This window comes from Pseudomonas sp. 3MAES_34.3B, assembly GCF_058145875.1.
In genome coordinates this window covers 4,030,865-4,055,990 of sequence record NZ_CM176960.1, presented here as the reverse complement: position 1 = coordinate 4,055,990, position 25,126 = coordinate 4,030,865, and the positions used below count along the sequence as shown (strand labels likewise).

General features: G+C 62.6%; 29 protein-coding genes. 17 read left to right on the top strand and 12 right to left on the bottom strand.

Translation table 11 applies throughout. The features are described 5' to 3' along the window. Nucleotides 1-41: 41 nt before the first annotated feature. The 5 genes from AC3Z8Y_RS18035 (at nucleotide 42) to AC3Z8Y_RS18015 (ending at nucleotide 4,717) form a co-directional block, all read left to right on the top strand. Nucleotides 42-407, top strand: coding sequence for a 5-carboxymethyl-2-hydroxymuconate Delta-isomerase (locus AC3Z8Y_RS18035; protein ID WP_490086973.1), 366 nt, complete (start codon nucleotides 42-44; stop codon nucleotides 405-407). A 180-nt stretch (nucleotides 408-587) separates the two neighbouring features. Next, nucleotides 588-2,207 (top strand): phosphoethanolamine transferase, encoded by a 1,620-nt coding sequence (locus AC3Z8Y_RS18030; RefSeq protein WP_490086972.1) that lies wholly within the window; start codon nucleotides 588-590, stop codon nucleotides 2,205-2,207. Nucleotides 2,208-2,270: 63 nt separating this feature from the next. Then, nucleotides 2,271-3,407 carry a ribonuclease D gene (gene rnd, locus AC3Z8Y_RS18025; RefSeq protein ID WP_490086971.1) on the top strand — a complete coding sequence of 379 codons (1,137 nt, stop codon included), beginning with the start codon at nucleotides 2,271-2,273 and terminating at the stop codon, nucleotides 3,405-3,407. Beyond that, nucleotides 3,404-3,697, top strand: coding sequence for a YcgL domain-containing protein (locus AC3Z8Y_RS18020; protein WP_181111498.1), 294 nt, complete (start codon nucleotides 3,404-3,406; stop codon nucleotides 3,695-3,697). Before rnd ends, AC3Z8Y_RS18020 begins: the two co-directional genes overlap by 4 nt. Before the next feature lie 87 nt (nucleotides 3,698-3,784). Continuing rightward, nucleotides 3,785-4,717, top strand: a complete 933-nt coding sequence (locus tag AC3Z8Y_RS18015) for a D-2-hydroxyacid dehydrogenase (RefSeq protein ID WP_490086970.1) — start codon at nucleotides 3,785-3,787, stop codon at nucleotides 4,715-4,717. 8 nt (nucleotides 4,718-4,725) lie between these two features. On the opposite strand, the gene AC3Z8Y_RS18010 is transcribed toward AC3Z8Y_RS18015, so the two are convergent. Next, entirely contained in the window at nucleotides 4,726-5,322 is a 597-nt protein-coding gene (locus AC3Z8Y_RS18010; protein WP_181111500.1) for a nitroreductase family protein, read from the bottom strand. A gap of 168 nt (nucleotides 5,323-5,490) precedes the next feature. Here AC3Z8Y_RS18010 and AC3Z8Y_RS18005 point away from each other — a divergent pair, with 168 nt between their 5' ends. Further along, nucleotides 5,491-5,940 (top strand): YcgN family cysteine cluster protein, encoded by a 450-nt coding sequence (locus AC3Z8Y_RS18005; RefSeq protein WP_181111501.1) that lies wholly within the window; start codon nucleotides 5,491-5,493, stop codon nucleotides 5,938-5,940. 107 nt (nucleotides 5,941-6,047) lie between these two features. Here AC3Z8Y_RS18005 and AC3Z8Y_RS18000 read toward each other — a convergent pair whose 3' ends face one another. Both AC3Z8Y_RS18000 and AC3Z8Y_RS17995 read right to left on the bottom strand, forming a co-directional pair. Then, entirely contained in the window at nucleotides 6,048-6,419 is a 372-nt protein-coding gene (locus AC3Z8Y_RS18000; RefSeq protein ID WP_490086969.1) for a YgaP family membrane protein, read from the bottom strand. 64 nt (nucleotides 6,420-6,483) lie between these two features. After that, nucleotides 6,484-6,954, bottom strand: a complete 471-nt coding sequence (locus AC3Z8Y_RS17995) for an RNA methyltransferase (RefSeq protein WP_181111503.1) — start codon at nucleotides 6,952-6,954, stop codon at nucleotides 6,484-6,486. Nucleotides 6,955-7,100: 146 nt separating this feature from the next. On the opposite strand from AC3Z8Y_RS17995, the gene AC3Z8Y_RS17990 reads away from it, so the two are divergent. Then, nucleotides 7,101-7,355 (top strand): hypothetical protein, encoded by a 255-nt coding sequence (locus AC3Z8Y_RS17990; protein ID WP_490086968.1) that lies wholly within the window; start codon nucleotides 7,101-7,103, stop codon nucleotides 7,353-7,355. A 7-nt stretch (nucleotides 7,356-7,362) separates the two neighbouring features. On the opposite strand, the gene AC3Z8Y_RS17985 is transcribed toward AC3Z8Y_RS17990, so the two are convergent. Then, nucleotides 7,363-7,827, bottom strand: a complete 465-nt coding sequence (locus tag AC3Z8Y_RS17985; protein WP_490086967.1) for a Crp/Fnr family transcriptional regulator — start codon at nucleotides 7,825-7,827, stop codon at nucleotides 7,363-7,365. Between the two features lie 33 nt (nucleotides 7,828-7,860). Further along, nucleotides 7,861-9,903 carry a S9 family peptidase gene (locus AC3Z8Y_RS17980; protein ID WP_490086966.1) on the bottom strand — a complete coding sequence of 681 codons (2,043 nt, stop codon included), beginning with the start codon at nucleotides 9,901-9,903 and terminating at the stop codon, nucleotides 7,861-7,863. Nucleotides 9,904-10,014: 111 nt separating this feature from the next. On the opposite strand from AC3Z8Y_RS17980, the gene AC3Z8Y_RS17975 reads away from it, so the two are divergent. The 3 genes from AC3Z8Y_RS17975 to AC3Z8Y_RS17965 are packed head-to-tail and all read left to right on the top strand — an operon-like array spanning nucleotide 10,015 to nucleotide 11,874. Beyond that, nucleotides 10,015-10,542, top strand: coding sequence for an MFS transporter (locus AC3Z8Y_RS17975; protein ID WP_490086965.1), 528 nt, complete (start codon nucleotides 10,015-10,017; stop codon nucleotides 10,540-10,542). 24 nt (nucleotides 10,543-10,566) lie between these two features. Then, a complete protein-coding gene (locus tag AC3Z8Y_RS17970; protein ID WP_490086964.1) occupies nucleotides 10,567-11,343 on the top strand; it encodes a class II glutamine amidotransferase in 777 nt (258 codons plus the stop codon). Nucleotides 11,344-11,352: 9 nt separating this feature from the next. Then, the gene (locus AC3Z8Y_RS17965) at nucleotides 11,353-11,874 is read left to right on the top strand and encodes a DUF2937 family protein (RefSeq protein WP_490086963.1); all 522 of its coding nucleotides are present in this window, start codon (nucleotides 11,353-11,355) and stop codon (nucleotides 11,872-11,874) included. A gap of 102 nt (nucleotides 11,875-11,976) precedes the next feature. On the opposite strand, the gene AC3Z8Y_RS17960 is transcribed toward AC3Z8Y_RS17965, so the two are convergent. From AC3Z8Y_RS17960 to AC3Z8Y_RS17950, 3 genes are all read right to left on the bottom strand, one after another. Next, on the bottom strand, nucleotides 11,977-13,155 hold the full coding sequence (locus AC3Z8Y_RS17960; protein WP_181111509.1) for a vWA domain-containing protein: 1,179 nt from the start codon (nucleotides 13,153-13,155) through the stop codon (nucleotides 11,977-11,979). A 21-nt stretch (nucleotides 13,156-13,176) separates the two neighbouring features. Then, entirely contained in the window at nucleotides 13,177-14,022 is an 846-nt protein-coding gene (locus AC3Z8Y_RS17955) for an AAA family ATPase (protein WP_181120025.1), read from the bottom strand. Between the two features lie 69 nt (nucleotides 14,023-14,091). Beyond that, nucleotides 14,092-15,168: a DUF748 domain-containing protein gene (locus AC3Z8Y_RS17950; protein ID WP_490086962.1), complete on the bottom strand. Its 1,077-nt coding sequence runs from the start codon at nucleotides 15,166-15,168 to the stop codon at nucleotides 14,092-14,094. Nucleotides 15,169-15,300: 132 nt separating this feature from the next. Between AC3Z8Y_RS17950 and cysK the strand changes: the two genes are divergently transcribed. The 3 genes from cysK to AC3Z8Y_RS17935 all read left to right on the top strand — a co-directional run bounded on the left by cysK (nucleotide 15,301) and on the right by AC3Z8Y_RS17935 (nucleotide 18,092). After that, nucleotides 15,301-16,275 (top strand): cysteine synthase A, encoded by a 975-nt coding sequence (gene cysK, locus AC3Z8Y_RS17945; protein WP_490086961.1) that lies wholly within the window; start codon nucleotides 15,301-15,303, stop codon nucleotides 16,273-16,275. Nucleotides 16,276-16,367: 92 nt separating this feature from the next. Then, nucleotides 16,368-17,306: an aspartyl/asparaginyl beta-hydroxylase domain-containing protein gene (locus AC3Z8Y_RS17940; protein WP_490086960.1), complete on the top strand. Its 939-nt coding sequence runs from the start codon at nucleotides 16,368-16,370 to the stop codon at nucleotides 17,304-17,306. A 246-nt stretch (nucleotides 17,307-17,552) separates the two neighbouring features. After that, nucleotides 17,553-18,092: a GNAT family N-acetyltransferase gene (locus AC3Z8Y_RS17935; RefSeq protein WP_490086959.1), complete on the top strand. Its 540-nt coding sequence runs from the start codon at nucleotides 17,553-17,555 to the stop codon at nucleotides 18,090-18,092. Between the two features lie 75 nt (nucleotides 18,093-18,167). Here AC3Z8Y_RS17935 and AC3Z8Y_RS17930 read toward each other — a convergent pair whose 3' ends face one another. From AC3Z8Y_RS17930 to AC3Z8Y_RS17920, 3 genes are all read right to left on the bottom strand, one after another. Next, a complete protein-coding gene (locus tag AC3Z8Y_RS17930) occupies nucleotides 18,168-19,421 on the bottom strand; it encodes a nitrate- and nitrite sensing domain-containing protein (protein ID WP_490086958.1) in 1,254 nt (417 codons plus the stop codon). A 95-nt stretch (nucleotides 19,422-19,516) separates the two neighbouring features. Continuing rightward, a complete protein-coding gene (locus tag AC3Z8Y_RS17925; RefSeq protein WP_490090032.1) occupies nucleotides 19,517-20,308 on the bottom strand; it encodes a DUF6279 family lipoprotein in 792 nt (263 codons plus the stop codon). Between the two features lie 155 nt (nucleotides 20,309-20,463). After that, on the bottom strand, nucleotides 20,464-21,183 hold the full coding sequence (locus AC3Z8Y_RS17920) for a TorF family putative porin (protein ID WP_490086957.1): 720 nt from the start codon (nucleotides 21,181-21,183) through the stop codon (nucleotides 20,464-20,466). A gap of 296 nt (nucleotides 21,184-21,479) precedes the next feature. Here AC3Z8Y_RS17920 and AC3Z8Y_RS17915 point away from each other — a divergent pair, with 296 nt between their 5' ends. The 4 genes from AC3Z8Y_RS17915 (at nucleotide 21,480) to def (ending at nucleotide 24,222) form a co-directional block, all read left to right on the top strand. Continuing rightward, the gene (locus tag AC3Z8Y_RS17915; protein WP_490086956.1) at nucleotides 21,480-22,319 is read left to right on the top strand and encodes a CvfB family protein; all 840 of its coding nucleotides are present in this window, start codon (nucleotides 21,480-21,482) and stop codon (nucleotides 22,317-22,319) included. Nucleotides 22,320-22,434: 115 nt separating this feature from the next. After that, complete coding sequence (locus AC3Z8Y_RS17910) at nucleotides 22,435-22,623, top strand: CsbD family protein (RefSeq protein ID WP_181111518.1); 189 nt, start codon at nucleotides 22,435-22,437, stop codon at nucleotides 22,621-22,623. A gap of 124 nt (nucleotides 22,624-22,747) precedes the next feature. After that, nucleotides 22,748-23,674, top strand: a complete 927-nt coding sequence (locus AC3Z8Y_RS17905) for a YihY/virulence factor BrkB family protein (RefSeq protein WP_490086955.1) — start codon at nucleotides 22,748-22,750, stop codon at nucleotides 23,672-23,674. A gap of 20 nt (nucleotides 23,675-23,694) precedes the next feature. Then, nucleotides 23,695-24,222: a peptide deformylase gene (gene def / locus AC3Z8Y_RS17900; RefSeq protein WP_490086954.1), complete on the top strand. Its 528-nt coding sequence runs from the start codon at nucleotides 23,695-23,697 to the stop codon at nucleotides 24,220-24,222. Between the two features lie 244 nt (nucleotides 24,223-24,466). On the opposite strand, the gene alkB is transcribed toward def, so the two are convergent. Further along, entirely contained in the window at nucleotides 24,467-25,126 is a 660-nt protein-coding gene (gene alkB / locus AC3Z8Y_RS17895; RefSeq protein ID WP_490086953.1) for a DNA oxidative demethylase AlkB, read from the bottom strand.

Here is a 25,126-nt window from a genome sequence, read left to right as displayed (position 1 = left end):
AGACCACTGGTCACTCCTGGCCGGCCGATGTGAGGACCTCCATGCCACACCTGCACCTGGAATACACCCGCAACCTGACTGGCCTCGAACCTGAGAAGCTCCTGCTCAAGCTGAACCATTCCTTGATGGCGAGTGGTCAGTTCGCCCATGAAGTGGATATCAAGGCCAGGGCCGTGCAGCTCGATCACTTCCGCGTAGGCATCGGCCTGGGTGAACGGGCATTCGTATACGTGAAGCTCGCCATACTCAGTGGCCGATCGGCCGAGGTAAAACGCAAGCTGTCCGAAGGGCTGCTTGCCGCCCTGCAAGAAGGCATCAGCGTACCGCCGGGGCTGGATGTGCAGCTGGGCGTAGACATCGTCGACATGGATCGCGAAGCCTATGTCAAATGGCGAAGCCAGCCCTGAGCGCGCCGCGCCACTGCTTTATGTGAGGGAAACCTGAAAGTTTCCTTCATGGTTCATCAAGGTTTCGTTTAACTTGGCGCTAATACTTACTCTCAGCATATTTTTCACGAAAAGTTTATTTTCCTCGCCCTAAAGTTCGCTCGGCTCGGCTGGCGAGCGAACTCTGCGAACGTGAAAAATATGTCGACGATCAAACCGGTGCGGCCGGAAGTAATAACGCTTGCGACCAGTGCTTGCCTGTTGGCCTCGTTCAACCTTCCGTTGTGGCACCACCTTGGCGAAATCACCCATAGCACCAGTGCTGGCTTGGCGATTGCCTTCGCCGCGCTCGTAGGGCTTGCGTTTAACCTCGTGCTCTCTTTACTGGGCGGTCGCTGGACGCTGAAGCCCGTGTTGATGGTGCTGTTCCCCGTGAGCGCCGGCGCGGCGTGGTTCATGAACAAGTACGGCATCGTTATTGATCCTGGCATGTTCAGGAACATTGCGGAAACGGACATCAGCGAAGTGCGTGACCTGCTTTCGTTTAAGTTCATAGGGTATATGGTGTTGTGCGGCGTTGTGCCCGCAGTGGTGATCTGGAAGTTGCCTGTAAGTTACCGCCAGGGGCTGCGCGGCCTATTCGCCAAACTTGCCGCCCTGATCGCCAGTGCCGTGCTTATGGCGGCTATCGCGCTGAGCAACTACCAAGGCCTCGCCTCGCTGTTTCGTAACCATCACGAACTGCGTTTGCTGGTAGTGCCGAGCAATGTGATAGGGGCTGGGTTGGCGTACGTCAATGAACAGGTGGCTTCGGTACGCCAGCCCTTCGAGCAGGTGGGAACCGATGCGCACAAGGCCACGGCCTGGGCCAGCCATACCCGCCCATCGCTCACCGTGCTGGTGGTGGGCGAAAGCGTGCGGGCAGACAACGTAGGCCTGCTGGGCTATCAGCGCGATACCACTCCCGAGCTTGCTCAGGAGAAAGGCGTGGTGGCCTTTGCCAATGTGCAATCGTGCGGCACGGAAACCGCCGTGTCGGTGCCTTGCATGTTCTCGAACCTGGGGCGCAAGGCGTACACCGCCGTTCGGGCACAGAACCAGGAAGGCCTCCTCGACGTGATCCAGCGAGCCGGGGTGAAGGTGGTCTGGCTGGACAACCAGTCAGGCTGCAAGGGTACCTGCGCCCGGGTGAGCTACCAGAACCTTGCTCAAAGCAAGGACGGCCATTACTGCGACGACGAGTGCCACGACGGCATACTGCTGCGCGACCTTCCCGCCATGCTCGACACCCTGAAGGAGGACACGGTGCTGGTGCTGCATGAAATGGGCAGCCATGGCCCGGACTACTACAAGCGCTACCCGGCCGGGTTCGACTTTTTTACGCCTGTTTGCCGCAGCAATGCGCTGGATGCCTGCTCCCGGGAAAGCATCGTGAACGGGTACGACAACACCGTGCGCTACGCCGATCATGTGCTCGCACGCCTGATCGACACCCTGCGCAGCCATGAAGGCAGTGTGGACAGCGCCATGCTGTACCTGTCCGACCACGGCGAGTCGTTGGGTGAATACAACCTCTACCTGCACGGCACCCCCTACATGCTGGCGCCCGATCAACAGAAGCACGTTCCGCTGATCGCCTGGTTCTCCACGGGCTACCGCAGCGCTTTCGCGGTAGACACAACCTGCCTGCGCCAGCGGCAAAGCCAGCCCTTGAGCCAGGACAACCTGTTCCATTCCATGCTTGGCCTTTTGGCCATCGACACGTCGGTGTATGAGCCTGCCCTGGACCTGTTCGCAGGCTGCCGTGGCAACAAGCCATGACCCGCCTGTAACGGTCCTCGAGCGGCGCGATATATACTGCGCCCATTGTTTGAGGAGAGGCTTGTGGCCATAGCGATAGAGTGGATCCGTGACGACCAGGCGCTGGCGGCGCAGTGTGCTGCATGGCAGGCGCTGCCGTTCATTGCGCTGGATACGGAATTCGTGCGAGTGGACACCTTCTACCCCAAGGTCGGGCTGCTGCAGGTGAGCGACGGGCATACGGCCTTTTTGATCGACCCGCTCGGCATTTCTGCCTGGGCACCGCTGGCCGAGCTGTTGGCTGCGCCAGGCGTGGTGAAGGTGCTGCATGCCTGCAGCGAAGACCTTGAAGTACTGGCCCGGCTGACCGGCCAGTTGCCTGCGCCGCTGTTCGACACGCAGCTGGCGGCGGCCTACCTGGGGCTGGGGTTCTCGATGGGGTATTCCCGCCTGGTGCAGGAAGTACTGGCAATCGAGTTGCCCAAGGGCGAAACCCGCTCCGACTGGCTGCAGCGGCCGCTCTCCGAACTACAGGTGAGCTATGCCGCGGAAGACGCGCTGCACCTGGCCGAGGTGTATCAGGCGCTGCGCCCGCGATTGAGCGATGAGCGCTTTGGCTGGGTACTGGATGACGGCCATGAGTTGGTAGCGCAATGGGGCCGCGAGGTTGACCCGCGTGAACTGTACCGTGACGCCCGGCTCGGCTGGAAACTCACGCCGGTGCAGTTGGCGGTGTTGCGCGAACTGTATGCCTGGCGCGAAGAACAGGCGCACCTGCGCGACGTGCCTCGTAACCGGGTGATCAAGGAACAGACGCTCTGGCCGCTTGCCCGCTTTCAGCCTAATAATCTGTCGGCGCTGGCGAAGATCGACGAAATGCACCCGCGCACCATCCGCCAGGATGGCGAAACCTTGCTTGCGCTTATTCATGACGCGGCGCACACACCGGAAGAGGAACTGCCTTCGCCGTTGCCCGAGCCTTTGCCAATGGAGGCCGCAGGCGTGCTCAAGCAGTTGCGCGCGGTAGGCCAGGCCGAGGCCGAGCGGCTGGGCATCGCCCCGGAACTGGTATTGCGCAAGAAAGTACTTGAAGCCCTGCTGCGCAGCGGTTTCCCGAATGGGCCCTACACACTTCCTGATACCTTGCGCGGCTGGCGGCGCGAGCGGCTTGGCCAGGCCTTGCTCGATAACCTGGCCACCGTTGGAGGCGAACAGCCATGAAACGTATCTGCTCGATTTATCGCAGCCCCAAGAAAAACGAGATGTACCTCTACGTACTCAAAAGCGACGCGCTGGCCCGGGTGCCCGAGGGGCTGCTGGCCGCGTTCGGTGCGCCGCACCATGCCTTCGACCTGGTGCTCAGCCCCGAGCGGCAGCTGGCCCGCGAGGATATTCACAAGGTGCTGGAAAACCTTGATGCCCAGGGCTACCACCTGCAGATGCCGCCGCCCGAAGCCGAGTACATCGAGCACCTTCCCGAGGAGCTGCTGCGGCGCAACGATCCCATCTAGCCCGCGGCGTGCCGATTTCACTGGACTGCCAGTAGCCTTCTTGTAGGCTGCCGGCCTTTGCCTCGTTGTCGCTTTCAAGGTTCGACCATGCGCGTGCTTATCGCGGAGCAGGCCTTTGCCGCCTACACCGCCCTGCTTCAGGACAAGGCACCAGCCTTGCACATCCACACCAGTGGCGATTCCGCCGAACTCTCCCGCCTGGCCGCCGAGTGCCCGGTATGGCTAGGGCAGCCGGATTTGCTGGCAAGCCTGTTGCGTCAGGGCCACCGCCCTCGCTGGGTGCAGTCCACCTGGGCGGGCATCACGCCGTTGCTGGCGCTGGGCTTGACCCGGGATTACACCCTTACGCGCGCTGTCGGGATTTTCGGCCAGGTGATGGCAGAGTACGTGCTTACCTACGTGCTGGGCCATGAACGCAAGGTGATGACCCGTGTGGTCAGCCAGGTCGAGCGGCAGTGGGACAACCGTCCGGTGGCCAGCATTGCCGGCCGCAAGGCGCTGATCGTGGGAGTAGGGGACATCGGCCGCAGCGTGGCCTATTACCTTTCCCTGTTTGGCGTGGAGTTGTATGGCATTGCCAGCGGCCCGCGCGAGCTGGCGCCGTTCAAGGAAGTCGCCGGGCTTGAGGCATTGCCACGGCTGGTGCAGGAGGCGGATTTCGTGATCAACCTGCTGCCCGATACCCTCGCCACCCGAGACGTGTTCGATGCGCGGCTGTTTGCCGGTTTCAATCCAGAGGCGCTGTTCATCAACGTGGGGCGGGGGAGTGCCGTGGTGGACGCAGACCTGGTGCAGGCCCTGCGCGACGGCCACCTGGCGGGCGCGGTGATCGACGTGTGCCGGCAGGAGCCATTGCCCCGCCAGCATCCGTTCTGGACCGCCTGGGGGCTGTTGCTCACTGGCCATACCGCGGCGCCCACATCGCCCGCATTGATGGCCGGCCTGTTTCTCGAAAACCTTGCGGCGTTCGAGGCAGGGCAGCCGTTGCGTGGCAGCGTGGATTTCAACCGCGGCTATTGAACCTCGGTTCAGCTGAAATCGAAGTCGCCGCTCTTGGCCAGCTCTTTCACCGGGCGCCGAGGGCTTGGGGTTTCCCGGCCCTGCAGGTATTCCGGAAGGCTGGCCTTGTCGCCCAGCTTGCCGACCGCGACCGCCGCATGCAGGGCATAGCCTTCAGGCACCTTTAGCGCTTCGCGGGTCTTGGCCTGGTCGAAGCCGGCCATGCCATGGGTGTGATAGCCGCTGATGCTCGCTTGCAGAGCGAAGTGCGCCCAGGCCGAGCCGGTGTCGAAGGTGTGCCACAGTGCCGGGCCTTCTTCGGTGGCACCCGGCGGGGTGAAGGTGGTTTTCGACAGGATGATCACCAGCGCCGATGCGTGTTGTGCCCAGGCGCGGTTGAATTCGTTGAGCAGCTCCAGATAACGCGCCCAGTCCGGGGTATCACGGCGGGCATACAGGAAGCGCCACGGCTGCGAGTTATAGGCCGAGGGTGCCCAGCGCGCCGCTTCGAAGAAGCTCAGCAGGGTTTGCTCGTCGATCGGCTCGGCGTTGAAGGCGCGGGGCGACCAACGATTGATGAAGTGTTCGGCGATGGCGTAATCGGCAATACGTGGGGTATCGGGCATGGCGTCGCTTCCTGTTCAAGAAGGTAGCAAGCTACTCAACCGGATCGGCGCTGGCAAGCAGCGGTTACCGACAGTCGCCGGGGCTTGGCCCCAGCCCCGCGCACCACTAGACTTGCGCCCGCTTTCTGCCGATGCACCATCGGCATGCCTTTCGTATCAGGAACGCCCATGGCCGCCAAAGTAGAACCCTTCTGGATTCGCAAAACCCTCGATCAGCTCGATCAGGGGGAGTGGGAATCGCTGTGCGATGGCTGCGGCCTGTGCTGCCTGCAAAAGCTGGAAGACGAAGACGACGGCAGCGTGTATTACACCCGCATCGCCTGCCGCCTGCTGGACCGCGACACCTGCCGCTGCAGCGACTACCCCAACCGCCGCGCCCAGGTGCCGGATTGCATCCAGCTCACCCCTGACCAGGCCGATGAGTTCAAGTGGCTACCGCCTACCTGCGCCTATCGGTTGGTCAGCGAGCGCCAGGACCTGCCCCTCTGGCACTACCTTGTATGCGGCGACCGCGATCAGGTGCACAAGCAACGCGTGTCCCAGGCCGGCCGCATGCTCAGCGAAAACGCCGTGGCCGCGGACGACTGGGAAGAACACCTGATTTTCCGCGCCGGTTAACCTGGATTACCGCATTTCTTGTAGCAGCCACGCTTGCGTGCGACCGGCTCTGCTCGGTGCTGGCCCAGTCGCGCGCAAGCGCGGCTGCTACGGTCGAGGTGCACGGTTTAAACCTTCGGCGATTCCAGCGAATCATTCCCGGTCACGGTCGCCGATTCGGTGGCGGCCACGGCGTTGTCTTTGAGCGACTTGAGCTGATCACCCGCGCGTTCGATGTTCCCACGCAGGCCGTCCAGTTCTTCCCGGCCCTTGGCCAGCAGCGCCTTGGTCCTGCTGCGGCCGGTGAAGCCACGGGCCAGGGCTACGCCACCCAGGGCGATCTGGATCAAGCCAAAGATGCCGCCACGGCGCACACCCTTGCCTACCAGCAGCGCGCCGCCAGCAATGGAGCCTGCGCGCTCCCAGCCGTGTACGTTGGTTTCCGCCCCGGTGGACGTGGGCAGGGCTTCTACGGCTTCGGTGATGATGTCTTTGCTCATTCGGCGTCTCCATGGGAAGTTGTGAGGCTCCCTAAGCTGACTCCTAAACGCGACGGCTGTTCCCTTATTTGAAGCGCGGGCCGGAACGGGTGTTGTTGCCCTTGGCCAGGCGGTCATACAGCACCACGTTCACCGTGGCGGCGAGGTTCATGCACCCCTGGGTTGGAATGTAGATCGTGTCCTCGCACCACTGGCGCAGGTCTTCATCCAGGCTGCCATCTTCAGGGCCGAAGATATACAGCGCTCGGTCGGGGTGGGTGTAGGTTGGCAGCGGCCGGGCATCGTCCACCAGTTCGACGGCCACCGGTACGCAATCGAGCGGCAGGATCGAGCGCAGGTCGTCCACCCCGATCAGCGGGATGTCGTAATGCACTCGCTTGGTATCGGTTACGAAGTCCCGGGCGCGTTCGTAGCGCCGGCCGGTGTAGAACACCGAGTTCACCCCATAGCAGCCCGCGGCGCGCATTACCGAGCCCACGTTTTCGGGAGACTTGGGGTTATGCAGCCCGATGCAACTGTATCGCTTGTTCGCCACGGCTGGCCCCTGGTTGAAAAACGCGCGATTATCCGGGGCAGGGGGCGTGAGGGCAAGGATAAGCGCGACGGGGGGCTTGTGATCCCGCTTCCAGGGGGATAGCGTTATGCCTTGCCCCAGCAACGAGAGGCCGTCGCTTGATCGCCATGACCCGATACCTTTTGCTGTTGTCGCTCACCCTCACGGCTGTTGCCCGGGCCGCCACCGAGCCGCCCGCGCCTGTGGACGCGGCACCTCCGGTACCTGCGGTTGCGCCGGCCACACCGTCCGTCCAGGGCGGGCCAGGCGCGGCCGCTCCGCCGGCAAGCCCAAGCGCGCCCTTGCCCGAACTGCAGGTGCCTCAGCCCCCTGCGGTAAGCCCGGCGGCAGCGCGCAAGCCGGGCAACGCGGAGGAAAGCTGAGGCGCGCTCAGGACAGCCGCTGCCCGTCCACCATACGCAGCCGTTTGGACAAGGCGATCGCCAACGCACGAATCAGCTTGGCGGCTACTTTGGGCGCCTCGGTCATCATCTTCTCCAGCGAGTCCTTGCCCAGGCTGAGCAGCTGGCAATCCGTGGCCGCGAGGCAGGTGGCAGAGCGCCGCTCGCCGTCGAGCACCGCCATCTCGCCAAACGAACGCCCCTTGCGCAGCAGCGCCATCTCGACCTGATTGCCCTCGGCGTCGGTCTTGGACACCGAGACGTTGCCGTAGTGGATGATGCACATGAAGGTGCCCGCGTCGCCCTCGCTGAAGATACGGGCGCCTTGGTCCATGGAAACAATGCTGAAATAGCCTGCGGCCACGCCGCAGTCATCGGGGTGTAATTGGCTGAACAGGCCGCAATCCATCAGCATGATGCGGATTTCATTGTTCAGTGAAGCGGCGTTGGCCATGGTGGATATCTTCGCTATGCCTATAAGGGTTATTTACACCAGATTCAGCACCTTGAACACAAAGCTGTATTCGAGTGCCACGTCGCGCAGGCCCTGGTAGCGGCCGCTCATGCCGCCATGGCCAGCGCCCAGCTCGGTCTTGAGCAACAACAACCGGTCATCGGTCTTGAACTCCCTCAGGCGAGCCACCCATTTGGCAGCTTCCCAATAGGCCACACGGCTGTCGTTGTAGCCCGCCACCACCAGCAGATGCGGGTAGGCCTGGGGCCGCACATTCTCGTAAGGGGCATAGGCCTTGATGCGGGCGTACACCTCCGGCTCCTGGGGGTTGCCCCATTCGTCGTACTCGGTAACGGTAAGCGGCAGCTCCGGGTCCAGCATTGTGTTGAGGGTGTCGACAAAGGGCACCTCGGCGATGGCGGCGGCGAACAGCTCCGGGCGCTGGTTGAGCACCGCGCCGATCAGCAGGCCGCCGGCGCTGCCACCGCTGATCACCAAACGGTCGGAAGCGGTAATGCCGACGCTGATCAGGTGCTCGGCGCAGGCAATGAAATCGCTGAAGCTGTTGTGCTTGTTGGCCTGCTTGCCGGCCTGGTACCACGCCTCGCCCAATTCCCCGCCGCCGCGTACATGGGCGATGGCAAAGGCGACGCCGCGGTCGAGCAGGCTCAGCCGCGCATGGGAAAACCATGGGTCCAGGCTTTCGCCATAGGCACCGTAGCCGTAGAGGTACAGCGGCGTGGGCTCGCCAATACGATCACGGCGGCGCACCAGGCTTACCGGTACCTGAGTGCCATCCGGCGCGGTGGCCCACAGCCGTTCGCTGAGGTAGTCGTCAGGGTTGAACGGGCCAAGCACCGGCGTTTGCTTCAACACCACCTGCTCGCCGCTGGCCAGGCTGAGCTGGCGCACCTGGCCCGGGCGGTTCAATGCCTCGTAGCGCAGGCGCATGTGGTGGCCAGCAAACTCCAGGGTGTCTTGCACATAAAGGCTGTAGGCCGCGTCGGGGAGCTGTACCCGGTACGCCTCCGCGCCGGCGGGGTGTACCTGCACGATGGGCAGGCCCGCCTCGCGCAGGCTGAGCACGTAGGCCTGGTGATTGAGGCTGAAGCCATCGAGCATTACCTGGGGGTTATGAGGCACCAGTGATCGCCAATCGGCTTCCCGTGGCGCGGTATTGCCTTCCGGGCACTGGTACAACGCGAAGTTCAGGCCGTCACGGTTGGTGCGGATGAACCATGCCCAGGCGCCGTTCAACTGGCCGTGGTCGACGTCGTAATCGTGCCCTTCACGGCGCTCGGCCACACAGGCGAACGCGCCTTGCGGATGCTCGGCATCCAATACCCACGCCTCGGCGGTGGTCTTGCTGTTCACGTGCAGCACCAGTTGCCGCTCGGAGCTGGTGCGGTAGCAATGCAGGAAGAATCGGCCGTCGCCTTCCTCGAACACCAGCGTGGCGCCTTGGGTGCCGAGGCGGTGGCGATACAGCCTGTACGGGCGGTGGGTGTCGTCATGCACGGAGAAGAACAGCGTTGCGCTGTCGTTGGCCCAGGTCATGCTGCCGGAGCAGCCTTCGAACGGGAGGCTCTGGATCTCTCCAGTGGCCAGGTCCTTGACGAACAGCTCGTAGGTCTCGTCGCCCTGGGTGTCCAGGCTGTAGGCCAGCCGCTGGTGATCCGGGCTTACGCTGAACGCGCCCAGCGACAGGAAGCCGCCATTGGCCAGCTCGTTGGGGTCCAGCAGCAGCTGCTCTTGGGCGGGGTCTACGTTGAGCGAGCCGTCGGCCGGGCGCGGTGCGCGATAGTGCCGGGCGTATTCGTCGCCCGCCGTGGTGCGGGAATAGTACAGCCACGGCCCCCAAGGGGAGGGCAGGCTGAGGTCGGTTTCCAGGATGCGGCTGCGGATTTCCTCGAACAGCGCCTCGCGCACGTCGGCCTGATCGGCCAGTTGGGTGTCGAGCCAGGCGTTTTCGGCGCGCAGGTGTTCCAGCACTTCATCGCTGTCGCGGGCCTGTAGCCAGGCGTAGGGATCGCTGCCCTCAGCCTTGCGGGCGATAGGTGGCGTGGGCTGTGACATGCGCAAGTCCTCGATTCGATGGCGCGGCGTAGCCACGCTGGCCGGCGGCACTGCGCCCCCGGCCAAAAGCCGTTATCATAAGCGCCACTTTGCCGCCTTGCCACGAGCACCATGACCGAGAACGACTATTACATTGCCTGGGGTATCTATGCCTTCGCGGCCCTTGGCTGCCTGCTGGTGTGGTTTCGCCTTACCCGCTGGCTGTGGCGCTGGTTGCGCGAGCCGCTGCGGGTGGTTGGCGCCGCGCTGCTGTTCACGCCTACGGTAGTCGACCCGGCGCGTGACCAGTTCGCTCCCGCGATTGCCATCACCGCGCTGGACCTGCTGTTCAAGGTCGCCGGTAACGCCTGGCGCGCTGTTTCGGACCTGGCCATGTACAGCGTGATCGCGCTGGCGGTATATGCGGTGTTTGCGTTCATTCGCTGGCCCATCGAGCGCGGCGCGCGCGCGCGTCAGGCCGAGCGGGACGCCGAAACGCAGCGCCAGGCCAAGCTGGCCGAGGCCGAAGCGAGCGAGCCTTTCGCGCCCGAGCGCCCGAACCTTGCGGCAGGCCGGTACGATGCCGAACCCCGCCCGGCCAATCCCGCGCCGCGTCGCCCTCCCGAGGGTGGCTCCATGCGCGTCGAACCACGGCTTTAGCACTGTCATTCCCAGGAGCGTGTCATGTGTGAACTGCTCGGCATGAGCGCCAATGTTCCCACGGACATTGTGTTCAGCTTCACCGGTTTGATGCAGCGGGGCGGCCGCACCGGGCCCCACCGCGATGGCTGGGGCATCGCCTTTTATGAAGGGCGTGGCCTGCGGCTGTTCCAGGACCCGGCCCCCAGCTGCGAGTCACGCGTGGCGGAGCTGGTGCGGCAATACCCGATCAAGAGCGAAGTGGTGATCGGCCATGTGCGCCAGGCCAACGTAGGCAAGGTGTGCCTGTCCAATACCCACCCCTTTGTGCGTGAGCTGTGGGGGCGCAACTGGTGCTTTGCCCATAACGGCCAGTTGGCGAACTTCGCGCCGGCGCCCGGCTTCTACCGCCCGATCGGCGATACCGACAGCGAAGCCGCGTTCTGCGACTTGCTCAACCGCATCCGTACCGTGTTCCCCGACCCCGTCCGGGAAGAGTTGCTGGTGCCGATCCTGGTCGAAGCCTGCGCGGGCTATCGCCGGCTGGGCGTGTTCAACGGCCTGCTCAGCGACGGGGACTGGCTGTTCACCTTTTGTTCCACCAAGCTGGTACACATCACCCGGCGGGCACCTTTCGGCCCGGCCCGGCTCAAAGACGTGGACGTGATCGTGGACTTCAAGGCAGAAACCACCCCAGACGACGTGGTCACGGTGATTGCTACCGAACCACTCACCGAAGACGAAACCTGGCACCAGCACGAGCCCGGTCGCTGGTGCTTATGGCGCGGAGGCGAATGCATCGCCGAAGGCCACATCGAATAAGGACGCTCCATGCTGCGTAGCTATCTTCGCCTGATACTGTTCGCTGTCGGCTTGCTGGTAGGGGTTCAGGTGCCGGGGGTGATCAACGATTACACCCAACGGGTGCAGGCGCATCTGCTTGAGGCGCAGAAGGCCTTGCAGGGCTTCAATGAAACCGCGCAGAAGTTCTTCAATGGCGACCTTCAGGCGCTGGTGCAGCACTACCAGAACAGCGACGACCCGGTGTTCCGCAGCGACGCCCAGAGCGTGGCGGGGCTGGTTTCGCGGGAGCAGGCGCTGGAGCACGAATGGCAAGCCCTGCAAGGGCGCTGGTATGAACGCGCCTGGCATGTGGCTACTGCCGCTGACAAGCAGATCCGCGAAGAAACCCTCAACAGCTACGACTACCGCGTGCCATTGTCACCGGATGCCATCGCCTGGGGCATTGCCGTAGCCCTGCTGCTGGCTGCGGCCATCGAGTGGCTGCTGATCGGGGTGGGCTATACCTTTGGCATCCGGCCAAGGAAGCCTATTCCGGAGAGTTGGCGGTAGAAAATCCGCCGGTTGGGTCAAATGTTCCCGGGCTTCGCTCAGTCCTACAGATTTGTAGGACCGGCGGGGCCGGCCATCCGGTGAAACCCGGGAATGGACTCACTATTTGGCCAGGTAGCGCATCCCTTCTTCCAGCCCTGCCAGGGTGAGCGGGTACATCTTGTCGTCCACCAGCTCGCGCACCAGGGTGGTGGAGGCGGTGTAGTGCCAGGTTTCCTTCGGGTACGGGTTGATCCAGATCAGCTTGCGGAATTTGTCCCGAAATCGCTGCATCCACGCCGCGCCGGCCTCTTCGTTCCAATGCTCCACGCTGCCACCAGGGTGAGTGATTTCGTACGGGGCCATGGCGGCATCGCCCACGAAGATCACTTTGTAGTCCGCGCCGTACTTGTGCAGCAGGTCGTGGGTGGCGGTGCGCTCGGAGGTACGGCGCAGGTTGTTCTTCCACACGGATTCGTACACGAAGTTATGGAAGTAGTAATACTCCAGGTGCTTGAACTCGGTCTTGCAGGCCGAAAACAACTCTTCGCAGGTTTTCACATGGGCGTCCATCGAGCCGCCAATGTCGAACAACAACAGCAGCTTGATGCTATTGCGACGCTCCGGGCGTAGCTGGATGTTCAGCAGGCCCGCATCACGGGCGGTATGGTCGATGGTGCCGTCGATGTCCAGCTCTTCCGCCGCGCCTTGCCGGGCAAACTTGCGCAACCGGCGAAGCGCCAGCTTGATGTTGCGGGTGCCCAGCTCTACCTGATCGTCCAGGTTCCTGTACTCGCGCTGGTCCCATACCTTTACTGCCTTGCCCTGGCGCTTGCCAGCGTCGCCCACGCGGATGCCTTCGGGGTTGAAGCCGCCAGAACCGAACGGGCTGGTGCCGCCCGTACCAATCCACTTGTTGCCCCCGGCGTGCCGGGCCTTCTGTTCGGCGAGGCGCTCCTTGAACGCATCGATCAGCTTGTCCAACCCGCCCAGGGTCTGGATCTGCGCGCGCTCCTCGGGGCTGAGCGAACGCTCGAACTCCTTGCGCAGCCATTCTTCCGGGATCAGCGCTTCCAGGTGCTCGCCCAGGTTGTCCAGCCCGTTGAAGTAGGCAGAAAAAGCCCGGTCGAATTTGTCGAAGTGGCGTTCGTCCTTCACCAGGATGGCGCGGGACAGGTAATAGAATTCGTCCATGTCGGCGAACACTACGTGGCGCTTCAAGGCCTCCAGCAGGTCCAGCCATTCGCGCAGGGACACCGGCACGCGCGCCGCGCGCATTTCATTGAACAGGTTAAGCAGCATGGCGTTGGCCTCCGCGGCGGTTCAGCGGTTGCCGCGACGGCTCATGAATGCCAGGCGCTCGAGCAGCTGCACGTCCTGTTCATTCTTCACCAGTGCACCGGCCAGCGGCGGAATGGCCTTGGTGGGGTCGCGCTCACGCAGCACTGCCTCGCCGATGTTGTCGGCCATCAGCAACTTGAGCCAGTCCACCAGCTCACTGGTGGAAGGCTTTTTCTTGAGGCCCGGCACCTTGCGCACGTCGAAGAACACATCCAACGCTTCGCTTACCAGGCTTTCCTTGATGCCGGGGAAGTGCACGTCCACGATTTTCTGCAGGGTGTCGCGGTCGGGGAAGGCGATGTAGTGGAAGAAGCAGCGGCGCAGGAAGGCGTCCGGCAGTTCCTTTTCGTTGTTGGAAGTAATGATGATGATCGGGCGGTGGCGCGCGCGGATGGTCTCGTCCGTCTCGTAAACGTAGAACTCCATCTTGTCGAGTTCTTGCAGCAGGTCGTTGGGGAATTCGATGTCTGCCTTGTCGATCTCGTCGATCAGCAGGATTACCCGCTCCTCGGCCTCGAAAGCTTCCCACAGCTTGCCTTTCTTGAGGTAGTTGCGAACGTCATGCACTTTGTCCACGCCCAGCTGCGAATCGCGCAGCCGGCTTACCGCGTCGTACTCGTACAAGCCCTGATGAGCCTTGGTAGTGGACTTGATATGCCAGGTAATCAGCCGGGCGCCGAAAGCCTGGGCGAGCTGCTCGGCCAGCATGGTCTTGCCGGTGCCGGGCTCACCCTTTACCAGCAGCGGACGCTCCAGAGTGATGGCCGCGTTGACCGCCAGCTTGAGGTCGGATGTGGCGACGTAGGCCTGGGTCCCTTCGAATTTCATGCGGCGATCCTCTTGTTTTGGTTGCAGGGATCATAACCCGTGCCCGGGGGGAATTCATCGCCCCGGGGCTTAGTCCTTGGTGGGCGGCGCCTGCTCGTAGCGGGCACTGAAGGCCTGAACGAAGCCATTGCGCAGGATTTCCCAAAAGGCTTGCAGCGGGCTAATGTCCTGGCGGTGCACGTTGCCACTCAGCTCTACACGGGTCGCGAACTGGTTTTTGCGCTGGTTTTTCAGCACGGTTTCGGTACCGCCCACCAGCGCTTCCCACACCGAGCGGAAGAAGCCTTTATCCTTGTTCTCCACGTCCTGCTGCCAGTTGAACACGTCCACGTCTCGCAGCAATGGCTTGATGTAGCCGCTCAGCCTGGCCTTGTCGGCCTTGGCCTCGATCACTACGTCACCGTGGCCGGCGTTGAAGTCGAATTTGCCGTAGGCAGAGGCGAAATCGTTGACGCGCTTGAGCTCGATATCGGTCACGCGCAGGCGGAACTCGAAGTCCTCGAAGTTGCTGAAGGGGTCGAAGGTCGCCGTGGCATTCACCGGGGCCTGGCCGAACAGCACGGCCTTGCCGTCGAAACGGGCGTCGCGTTTGCCTTGGGCGTCTTCCACGTTGGTGAGGTTGTAGAGGCTGGCGTTGATCTGGGTGGCTTCAAGCTTCACGGGTGGCTTGGAAGTGAAGTTGTTGAAGCTGACTTTGCCGTCATCCACACGGATTTCGTTCAGGGTGATGGGCAGGAGTTTTTCCAACTGCGCACGCCAGTCGGTGCCCGCACCGGTCTGGGACGCCTGTTTGTTTTCGCCGCCATCTACGAAGTTCAGGGCAGGGCGCAGGAAGGCGATCCGGGCTACCACCGCGTGGTCGTACCACAGCGAATGCCAGCTTACCGCGATGTCTGTACGTGGGAGTTCGAGCAGCGGCACCGGCACCTTGCCGTCCACCTTGGTGACTTTCAGCCCGTTGATCACATAAGCGCCGCGCCACAGCGCGATGTCCACGTCCTCAACGTGGCCGCTGTAGGCGCCCATGTCGCGCAGCTTGTCGTTGAGGTAATCGCGCACAATAAAAGGCAGGGCGATGTGCAGCACGATCAGCAGCACAACCAGGGTAACGATAGCCACGAGCGGCCAGCGGTAGCGACGTTTCATCGAAGCGGGCTCCATCAATATGGTCAGTGGACTGTTTTGCGCGCAAGACGTTCGACCCGCCCTCCACTGGACGCTGCGCACCCGCGGGCTTACCCTCTGGCGACTTCCGGCCGATTTACACAAGGACACCCCATGAGCCGCATCTTCGCCGACAACGCCCACTCCATTGGAAACACGCCCTTGGTGCAGATCAACCGCATCGCGCCGCGGGGGGTGACGATCCTGGCGAAAATCGAGGGGCGCAACCCGGGGTATTCGGTCAAGTGCCGGATCGGCGCCAACATGATCTGGGACGCCGAAGCCACTGGCCGCCTCAAGCCGGGCATGACCATCGTCGAACCCACCTCCGGCAACACTGGTATTGGCCTTGCATTCGTAGCGGCGGCGCGCGGCTACAAGCTGATGCTGACCATGCCGGCGTCCATGAGCCTGGAGCGGCGCAAGGTGCTCAAGGCGCTGGGGGCCGAGCTGGTGCTCACCGAGCCGGCCAAGGGCATGAAGGGCGCGATCGAAAAAGCCACGGAAATCGTGACCGCAGACCCCGCCACCTACTTCATGCCGCAACAGTTCGAAAACCCGGCCAACCCGGCTATCCATGAGAAAACCACCGGGCCGGAAATCTGGAATGACACCGACGGCGCGGTGGACGTGCTGGTGGCGGGCGTGGGCACCGGCGGGACCATTACCGGTGTATCCCGTTACATCAAGCAAGTGCAAGGCAAGCAGATCTTGTCCGTGGCGGTCGAACCCATCGGTTCGCCGGTGATCACCCAGGCGCTGGCCGGTGAGGAGATCAAGCCGTCCCCGCATAAAATCCAGGGCATCGGTGCAGGCTTTGTGCCGAAGAACCTCGACCTGAGCCTGGTGGACCGGGTAGAGCAGGTGAGCGATGACGAATCCAAGGCCATGGCGCTGAGGCTGATGCGTGAGGAAGGCATTTTGTGCGGTATTTCCTGCGGTGCGGCAATGGCGGCAGCGGTGCGCCTGGCCGAGAAGCCGGAAATGCAAGGCAAGACGCTCGTGGTGATCCTGCCGGACTCCGGCGAGCGCTACTTGTCGAGCATGCTGTTCAGCGACCTGTTCACCGAGCAGGAAAACCAGGCCTGAACATGACATCCGTCATACCCGCCGGCCGCTGACCTGTGCGCGGCGGGGCTTCGGGTTTATCATGGCGGCCTGCCAAAACCCAGGAGCGCTGCATGACCCTCTCGTTCACCGCCAAGGCCCTCGTGTTGCTGATCTTCATCGGCAGCACGCTCTATGTGCACTTGCGCGGCAAGGCGCGGCTGCCGGTGCTGCGCCAGTTCGTCAACCACTCGGCATTGTTTGCGCCCTATAACGCACTGATGTACCTGTTTTCCAGCGTGCCCTCCCGGCCCTACCTGGACCGTAGCCGCTTCCCGGAACTCGATGTATTGAAGGACAACTGGGGCGTGATTCGCGAGGAAGCGATGCGCCTGTTCGACGAAGGCTACATTCGTGCCGCCGAGAAAAACAACGACGCCGGCTTCGGGTCGTTCTTCAAGAAGGGCTGGAAGCGCTTCTACCTCAAGTGGTACGACAAACCACTGCCGTCGGCGATGGCCCTGTGCCCGCGCACGGTTGAGCTGGTGAGCGCGATACCCAACGTGAAGGGCGCCATGTTTGCATTGCTGCCCGGCGGTAGCCATCTCAACCCGCACCGCGACCCCTTCGCAGGTTCCCTGCGGTATCACCTGGGGCTGGCCACGCCCAACTCGGATGCCTGCCGCATTTATGTGGATGGCCAACCCTACGCGTGGCGCGACGGCCAGGACGTGATGTTCGATGAAACCTACGTGCACTGGGTGAAGAACGAAACCGATGAAACCCGCGTCATCCTGTTCTGCGACATTGAGCGGCCGCTCTCCAACCGCCTGATGACGCGGATCAACCGCAGCGTCAGCGACTTCCTGGGCCGTGCTACCGCGCCGCAGAACCTCGACGACGAGCGTGTAGGCGGTATCAACCAGGCCTATGCCTGGAGCAAGCGCTTCAGTGACCGCACCAGCTCGGGCGTGAAGCAGTTCAAACGTCGCCATCCCAAGGCCTATCGCGTGTTGCGCCCTGTGCTCGCGGTTGTGGTGCTGACCGCGTTAGGCTACTGGCTGTTCGGCTGAGCCTTTCCTTCCCATTCGCGGCGCGATGCCGCGGATGCGGCCTCAATATGGGACACCTGTCACAAATTCATACCCTGATGGCACTTTGGTGAAACGGAGCGGCACTTTTGACGAAGCGGGCTGCCTCACATCGGGGTAAGCTTGCAGGGCTCGATGGTTGGATCCATCCTTCGCGCTTACCCTAGAAGGAGCGGTGCTTGCGATGGATTCCTCGCATTTCGGGAATTTCTTCAGGATGTCTGTTTTATGACGTTTTGCCTGGTAAGAACGGCGCGTATCAGCGACTGCGTGGCGCTGCGTGCCGTTCATGCAAACCCTGCACACGGTGTATCCGTGCCTGCCGACAACGACCCGGACCTGTGCGGGCTGTTGGCAACGACCCTTGGCCGCTACCCTTTTTTGGTAGCCGAATGCAACGATGAAGTGGTCGGCTTTGCCTACGCCCGTGCTCACAAGGCGCCCTTGGCGTTGCGCTGGTCCGTGGACGTTACCGTGTACATGACACCCCGCGGCCGGGAGCTGGGCATGCTGCGCTCCCTGTACCGTTCGCTGCTCGAACATTTGCAGGAGCAAGGCTACCTGGCGGTATATGCCGGCCTTGCGATCACCGACACCGAAACCATTGCCATCCATGAAGCGCTGGGCTTTGTGCACATCGGCATGGGCCAGGCGTTGGACCTGCGCGGCGATGCCGAGTATTGGTGCCTTACTTTGGGCGGTGGTGCGGGGTGCGCTGGTGCGGGGTATGGCCTTTCTCAGGCGCCGTCACGGCTGTTTGCAATCTGATACCCGGAAGCCGTGGTTGCATTGGTCGCGCGCAAGCGCGGCTGCTACGGCCGATCGAAGTGCGTGCGGCTGCGGCTACGCTTGCAGGTCCACCACCGCTTGGGCAACGTCCACCAGCCGTTGGCCGCGTTCCATGGCGGCTTGGCGCAGGCGCGCGTAAGCGTCGGTTTCGCTCAGGCGATACTCGTCCATCAGGCGCTTTTTCGCACGCTCGATGATCTTGCGTTCACTCAGTGCACGGCGCGCCTGCTCCAGCTCATCGGTGGTGCTTACCAGCCGCTGGGTTTGCGCATGCAGCAGGTCCAGCACCGAGCGCCCCAGCTGCGGGCCGAGGCCATCCTGCGGCGGAGCGTCGAGCCCACTGGCATATACGCTGAACAGTCGAGCCTGCTCGCTCTGCCCCGTAGCTTCCAGGCTGGCCAGCCGACGCAGCAGCAGGCGGTGATTGTGGAGGTCGGCGCGGGCCAGCTGAATGCTCTGCCGGCACCCGTCCTGCAGGGCGCGGGTGAGGTGATTTTCCACATCCTTGAGCGCGTCGATACGCCGTGTGGCGATGTCGAACCATACCCGGGACAGGGCCGGGTCCACGCAGGCGCCGGCATGGGTACGCAGTGCCATGGCGCGCATGCGCAGTAATTGCATCAGGGTTTCGCTGCTGAGTTGAGCCTGCCAGAGCGTAAGGGCGCCCGCATCGGCGAACTCGCAAAATACCTCGAAACACCGGTCCTGGGCCTGGCCCAGATGTTCCAGACGCTGGCGCAGTGCTTCGTCGAAATAGCCGATAGCGAAGCCATTGACACCAACGGCCCGCTCCTGCCCGGCCAGTTCCTTGCCCTGCATGAAATTGAACAGCGCCACCAGCAGCCGGGTAATGGCAGGGTCGATCGCCGTGTCTGCGGCTTCGAATACCACCGCCAGCAATCCGCCGATCAACCGCGTAAGCGCGCTGGTGGCTTCTACCGCGGTAATTCGCCGCTCACGTACGCGGCGGCGCAAACCAGGCAGCTCTTCAAAACCGTGCAATACATAGGCGATGCGATTGAACAGCCGCGCCCTGTCGGTAGAGGCCGCAGCTTCGAGGTCCATGCCCTCAAAGCAGGCGCGTACCTGTTCTTCGATGGCCTGGGACTCCTCCGCCAGCCGTTGCAGCTCGTCAAGGTGATCTTCCAGGGCGCTGCCCAGGTGGAGATTGGACCAGCCGCGTTCTCGCTGGATCGCATGCACCAGCTGGCTAAGCGCTGATACCAGGTCGCACGTGAAGGCCAGGCTCTCCAGGCCTTCGAGTTCGATCCGGCGGGCCGCCAACATGAAGCGCAGGGCGGGGGGCATGTAGTGATCTGACATGAGCCTTCAGAGGTATCAAGGGGTCCTGCCTGATTAGAGCACGATAGGCCGGGCGTCGCCCATGCAATGGAGGCATTTGGCTACTGTTTTTTCAGGCACCGCAGTGCTGAGAAGCGCGCCCGTAGTTTTTCCAGTTGCTCGGTCAGTTGCTGACGCTGCCCGGCGTCACTCGACGCCAGCACTGCCTGGGTCAGGTCCCGGGCCGCCGCCTGGCTGTTGGCGCGGTCAGCCCGGTAGGCTTCGCTCCACAGCGCCTCGCGACGTTGCAGCAACTGTGTGATACGCGACTCGAAACCTGGCTCCGCTCGGTGCTCGATGGCCATGAGCAAGGCCTGCTGCCAGTGCTCCCGATTCTCCAGCGCCACCGCGTTGTGATCGCCAAGTTGGGCGGACCAGCGGCTGATTGCTGCATCCTGCTCTGCGCTGACTCGGCCGAGCCAGGGCTTGAGTCGGTCGCGCATCTTTTCGGCGCGGGTTTCTATCTGTTCCGCCAGTGGCGGCGCGACCAGTTCCCGGCGGCGCTTGGCAATGTCCCTGGCAAAGGCTTCCCGCAATGCGCTGACCTGTTCGTCGGTGAGGTTGCGCAGCAATGTCACGGCCGAGGGTGTGATCTGTCGGGCGATGGCGTTGGTGGCCTGTTCGGCATCCCGGGTGAGCGCCAGCAAGGTGTCGTCGCTTACGTTTTGCGCAGCCACCAGGGATTGAAGGCGATCCAGCCACGGCAGATATCCCGGCAGCTGCGTCTGGCAATGCCAGCGCAAGTGCTCCGCCAGCTGATCCTCGAACCAGGCCTTCTGCTCCCGGTTCATGTCCAGGTAGTCGTCGAGGCTCCAGGGTATCAACGTATCGAGGTTGCGATAGGCAAGGTCCATGCGGGTACAGGCAGCGAGGCCCAATACCGCCAGCAGAAATACTGCTGCCAACCATCCTCGATGAACCGCACAACCCCTCATCGTTCCCCCGTACCCGTTGCCGCTGCCTGCGCTTAACGGTAGAACGCCTACGAGAGCGGCGCAAACCGGTGGCCCTAGAAGAACGCCCGCTGCGCCTTGAGGGTGACCATGCTGTCGCAGGCCGAGTTGTGCCCGGAGTAGGCCACGCACTCGCCGCCTCGCAGGTCGGAACTGCTGTAGATGAGGTTGAGGTCTACGCCCATCAGCGGCCGGGACACCTGCATGGACCAGTCACTGAAGCCTTCGACCAGTTCTCCGTCACCCAGCGCATAGGGCGAGCTGAGGCTGTAGCGGCTGACCTTTACCGACACATCGAGGTGGAGCAGCGGCAACTGGCCGAAATCCGCGAACAGCGTGCCGGAGCGGCTGTCTACCGCCTGGCTGTAGGCCGCCCCAAAGCGGCTTTCGAACACCCGCATGCCGGCATACAACTGATGGCTGTTGCCGTCGGCCACATCGGGCCGGGTATAACTGATCACGCCCAGCTCATAGCCGAAATCCGGCACCAGGCGGCGCTTGTACCCCAGGTAGCTGTCCAGCTCGAAGTTGCTGTCTGGCGTGAGCCCTACGCTGGGAGACCACTGGCCGAAATACCAGCCGCTGTCATGGGTAACATCGATGCCGCCATGGAAAGAGCCGATGGTGCCAGGCGCTACCAGCCCCTGGGCCATGCTGCGCGTTGGCGTGGTGCCCAGTTTGAGGTCGAAGTCGCCCAACTCGCGCTGCAGGGTTTGGGCGTGGAGGTGAGGTGCGGCCAGAAGGCCTGCGGTCAGCATGAGGCTGGGTTTGAGCATGCGTCTCTCCCTGGCGCAAGGCGCGGAGGCTGCTGCGTGGTGCTCGCAACGGTGTCGGGTTAAGGCAGATGCCCGGTTTAGACGGGTCAGAGGATACCTTCGATCATGATTCGAAGGGCCATCATCTGCTGCCACTCGTCGATTTGGCCGGATCGGGCGGTTTGCCCTGGCTAGGCTACGCCCGCCCCTGAAGAAGGACTGGCGGGGCCGGCCATCCGCTGGGGCCGCAGGCGAAACCCGGGAAGGGTCGCGCTGGTGTGGGTTACACTAACGGCTTGTCAACATAGGTGTCGGTCATGGCTTTGGTGGGTCGCTACAACAGCTTGCAAGTGGTCAAGCATACGGATTTCGGGCTGTACCTGGACGGCGGCGCCGATGGGGAGATTCTTCTGCCCAACCGCTACGTGCCCAAGGATATCCCGCACGAGGTCGAGGATTGGCTCAACGTGTTCGTGTACCTGGACAGCGAAGACAAGCTGCTGGCAACTACCGAGAAGCCCAAGGTGCAGGTTGGCGAATTTGCCAGCCTCAAGGTGAAGGAAATCAATTCCATCGGGATTTTCCTGGACTGGGGCCTGCCCAAGGACCTGCTGCTGCCGTTCTCCGAAGAAAAACGCCAGGTGCGTGCCGGGGAATACTGCGTGGTGCATGTGTTCCTCGACCGCCGCACGCGCCGCATTACGGCCAGCGCCAAGGTTGACCGCTACCTGGATAAAACCCCGGCCACGTACAAGGTTGGCCAGCCCGTGCAGGTGCTGGTGGCCGCCCAGACCGACCTGGGGTTCAACGCGATCATCGAGAACGCCCACTGGGGCCTGATCCACAAGAACGAAGTGTTCAAGTTCCTGCGCAGCGGCATGCGCGAAACCGCCTACATCAAGGCAGTGCGCGAAGATGGCAAGATTGCCCTGAGCCTGCAGCCCATCGGCGAGCAGGCGGTCACAGGCCTGCAGGAGCAGATCGTGGAGGCCTTGCGCAAGGCAGGGGGCAGCTTGCCCTTGAGCGACCGCAGTGAGCCCGAAGTGATCGCGCAGCAGTTCGGCGTAAGCAAGGGTAACTTCAAGAAGGCCATAGGCGCGCTTTACAAGGCCGGGAAAATCGTCATCCGCCCGGACGGCATTTCGTTAGCGCCGTGACCCTTCGTCGGCGGTCGCCGACTTGCAAAAAAAATGTTGAAACTCATGAGCGGAGCGGTTTGTCCATCTTTATGCCGATTGAATTCATTTCAATCCACACCGAGGAGTAATACTCATGAGCGGTACTGGCGACAAGATCAAAGGCAAGGCTAACGAACTCGCGGGCAAAGCCCAGCAAGCGGTAGGCGATGCCACCAACAGCCCTGAAACCAAGGCCAAAGGCGCTGCGCGCGAAATCAAGGGTGAAGCTCAGCAAACCAAGGGCGACATCAAGGAAACAGTGACCAAGGGCACTCGATCCTGAAGCTGAGTAAAACTTCGTAATACTACGGCGGTCATCTCAGGATGGCCGCTGTGCTATCAGGCATGGCGAAATCACAGGGACTGGCCAGGCCAGGCCAAGGGGATAGATAACAGGAGCCCGCCAGATGATTTTTCCAGATATGAAGCAACTACCGCTGACCAAGGTATTGGTCCGCACCGTGAAAGAATTCTCCAACGACGAAATGTCCACCTACGCCTCCGCATTGGCGTATCAGATGCTGTTCTCTTTATTCCCGTTCTTGTTGTTCCTGATCGCGATGATCGGTTTCTTACATCTTCCGGATTTCTTTTCATGGCTGCGTGAGCAGGCGACCATGGTGTTGCCACCCCAGGCGCTGGATTCGGTCAACCCGGTGATCGACCAGCTGCAGCAGTCCAAGGGCGGCCTGTTATCGTTCGGTATCATCGCCGCGCTCTGGACGGCCTCTGCGGCGGTGCGTTCACTGATGAGCGCAATGAACGCAGCCTACGATGTGGCGGAAGGGCGCCCAGCCTGGAAGCGCCTGCCGCTCTCGGTGCTGTACACCATAGGCCTGGCGGGCATGCTGCTGTGCGCGGCTGCCTTGATGGTGCTGGGGCCGCAAGTGATGAACTGGATCGCCGGGCAGATCGGCCTCGAAAGCATTACGGTAACCATCTGGACCATCGCCCGCTGGCCGGTTGTGGTGGTGTTGCTGATGTTGGCCGTGGCATTGATCTACTACTTGATGCCAGACGTGGATCAACGCTTCCGCTTCCTTACGCCCGGCGCTGTGCTGGCCGTGGTGGTTTGGATTCTTGCATCGGTCGGGTTCGCCTACTACGTACAGAACTTTGCTGACTACAACGCCATGTACGGCAGCATTGGCGCGATCATCATCCTGCTGCTGTACTTCTACATCTCGTCGGCCGTTCTGCTGCTGGGGGCAGAAATGAACGCGGTGATCGAGCACATGTCCGCCGAGGGCAAGGACAAGGGCGAGAAAGCCCCTGGCGAGCCGTCGGAAGGCAGTGAAGACGAGCGCGCGGGCCTGGGCGGCGCCAAGACCTGATGGCAGGGCGGGGAGGTCCTATGATTCGCGATATCCTGAAGATGGGCGATGAACGATTGTTGCGGGTTGCACCTCCGGTTCCCGAAGCACTGTTTGGTAGCCATGAGCTGGACGAGCTCATCGCTGACATGTTCGCAACCATGGGGGAGGCCGGCGGCGTAGGGCTGGCCGCCCCGCAAATTGGCGTGGACCTGCAGGTGGTGGTGTTCGGCTTCGAAAACAATGCCCGGTACCCAGGCGCCGCCGCCGTGGAACGGACCGTACTGATCAACCCGTTGATCACGCCGCTGAGCCCGGAGCTGGAGGAGGGGTGGGAAGGTTGCCTTTCCATACCTGGCCTGCGCGGCATGGTTGCCCGCTACAAGCACATCCGCTACGAAGGGTTGGACGCCCGTGGCAAGGGCATCCAGCGGGTAGCCCATGATTTCCACGCCCGGGTGGTTCAGCACGAGGTCGACCACCTGATCGGCCGGCTGTACCCCTCGCGCATCACCGACTTCGGCCGCTTTGGCTATACCAGCGTGCTGTTCCCGGAACTGGAACGCTAAGCCCTGGTATAGCATTTTTGTAGAAGCCTTTTATTCTGTGGAAAGCAACTGTCTTGCGGTTTGCTTAAGCCCTTATTCGCGAGCTCCGCCTGCGGCTCCGCCCGTCTCCCACAGAGTTCATCCTGACACCCTGAGGGAGCTTGTACCTCTGTGGGAAGCGGGCGTAGCTCGCGAAAAAGGGCAACACTGTTCGCAAGCTGTGGCATGCGCCGGCCCCGCCGCTTCCTACGGAAGATCAGACCAATTATCGGGTCACTTTCCGAAAGGTGAGGTTCAACCTCCGGCCGCCTGTAAGCGGGTGTTCGCCAGCCTTGACCGGCGCCACCCCATGGAAGCGCAGCCGATCCTCGCCGCCCCACACCACCACGTCACCATGCTGCAGGCCATACCGTTCCACGGGATCGCTGCGCTGGGCACCGCCGAACAGGAACACGGCCGGCAACCCCAGCGACACCGAAACGATAGGCGCGGCGAGGTCCTGCTCGTCCTTGTCCTGGTGCAGCGACAAGCGAGCACCAGGCGCGTAGCTGTTGATCAGGCAGGCATCGGGGTCGAACGCGGCATAGCCTGCCGCCTCGGCGGCGTCGTGCGCCAGCTTCACGAACACCTCAGGCATCGGTGGCCAAGGCTTGCCCGAAAGCGGATCGAGCGGGCCATAGCGGTAGCCCTTCAGGTCGCTGTTCCAGCCGAGGCGGCCACAGTTGGTCATCGCCACCGACATGGTGAAGCCACCCGGCGTGACCAGGTGGCGTGGCGGGCTTTGCGCTTCGATGGCTCGCACCGCCTCGACCAGCGCCTCGGCCCGCGCCAGTGCGAAGCCTTCCAACAGCCACGCACCTGGCCCCAATTGGCGGTGTTCGCCAACAGTGCGGGGCAAGTCACCGAACAGGTCGAGGGTAAACAT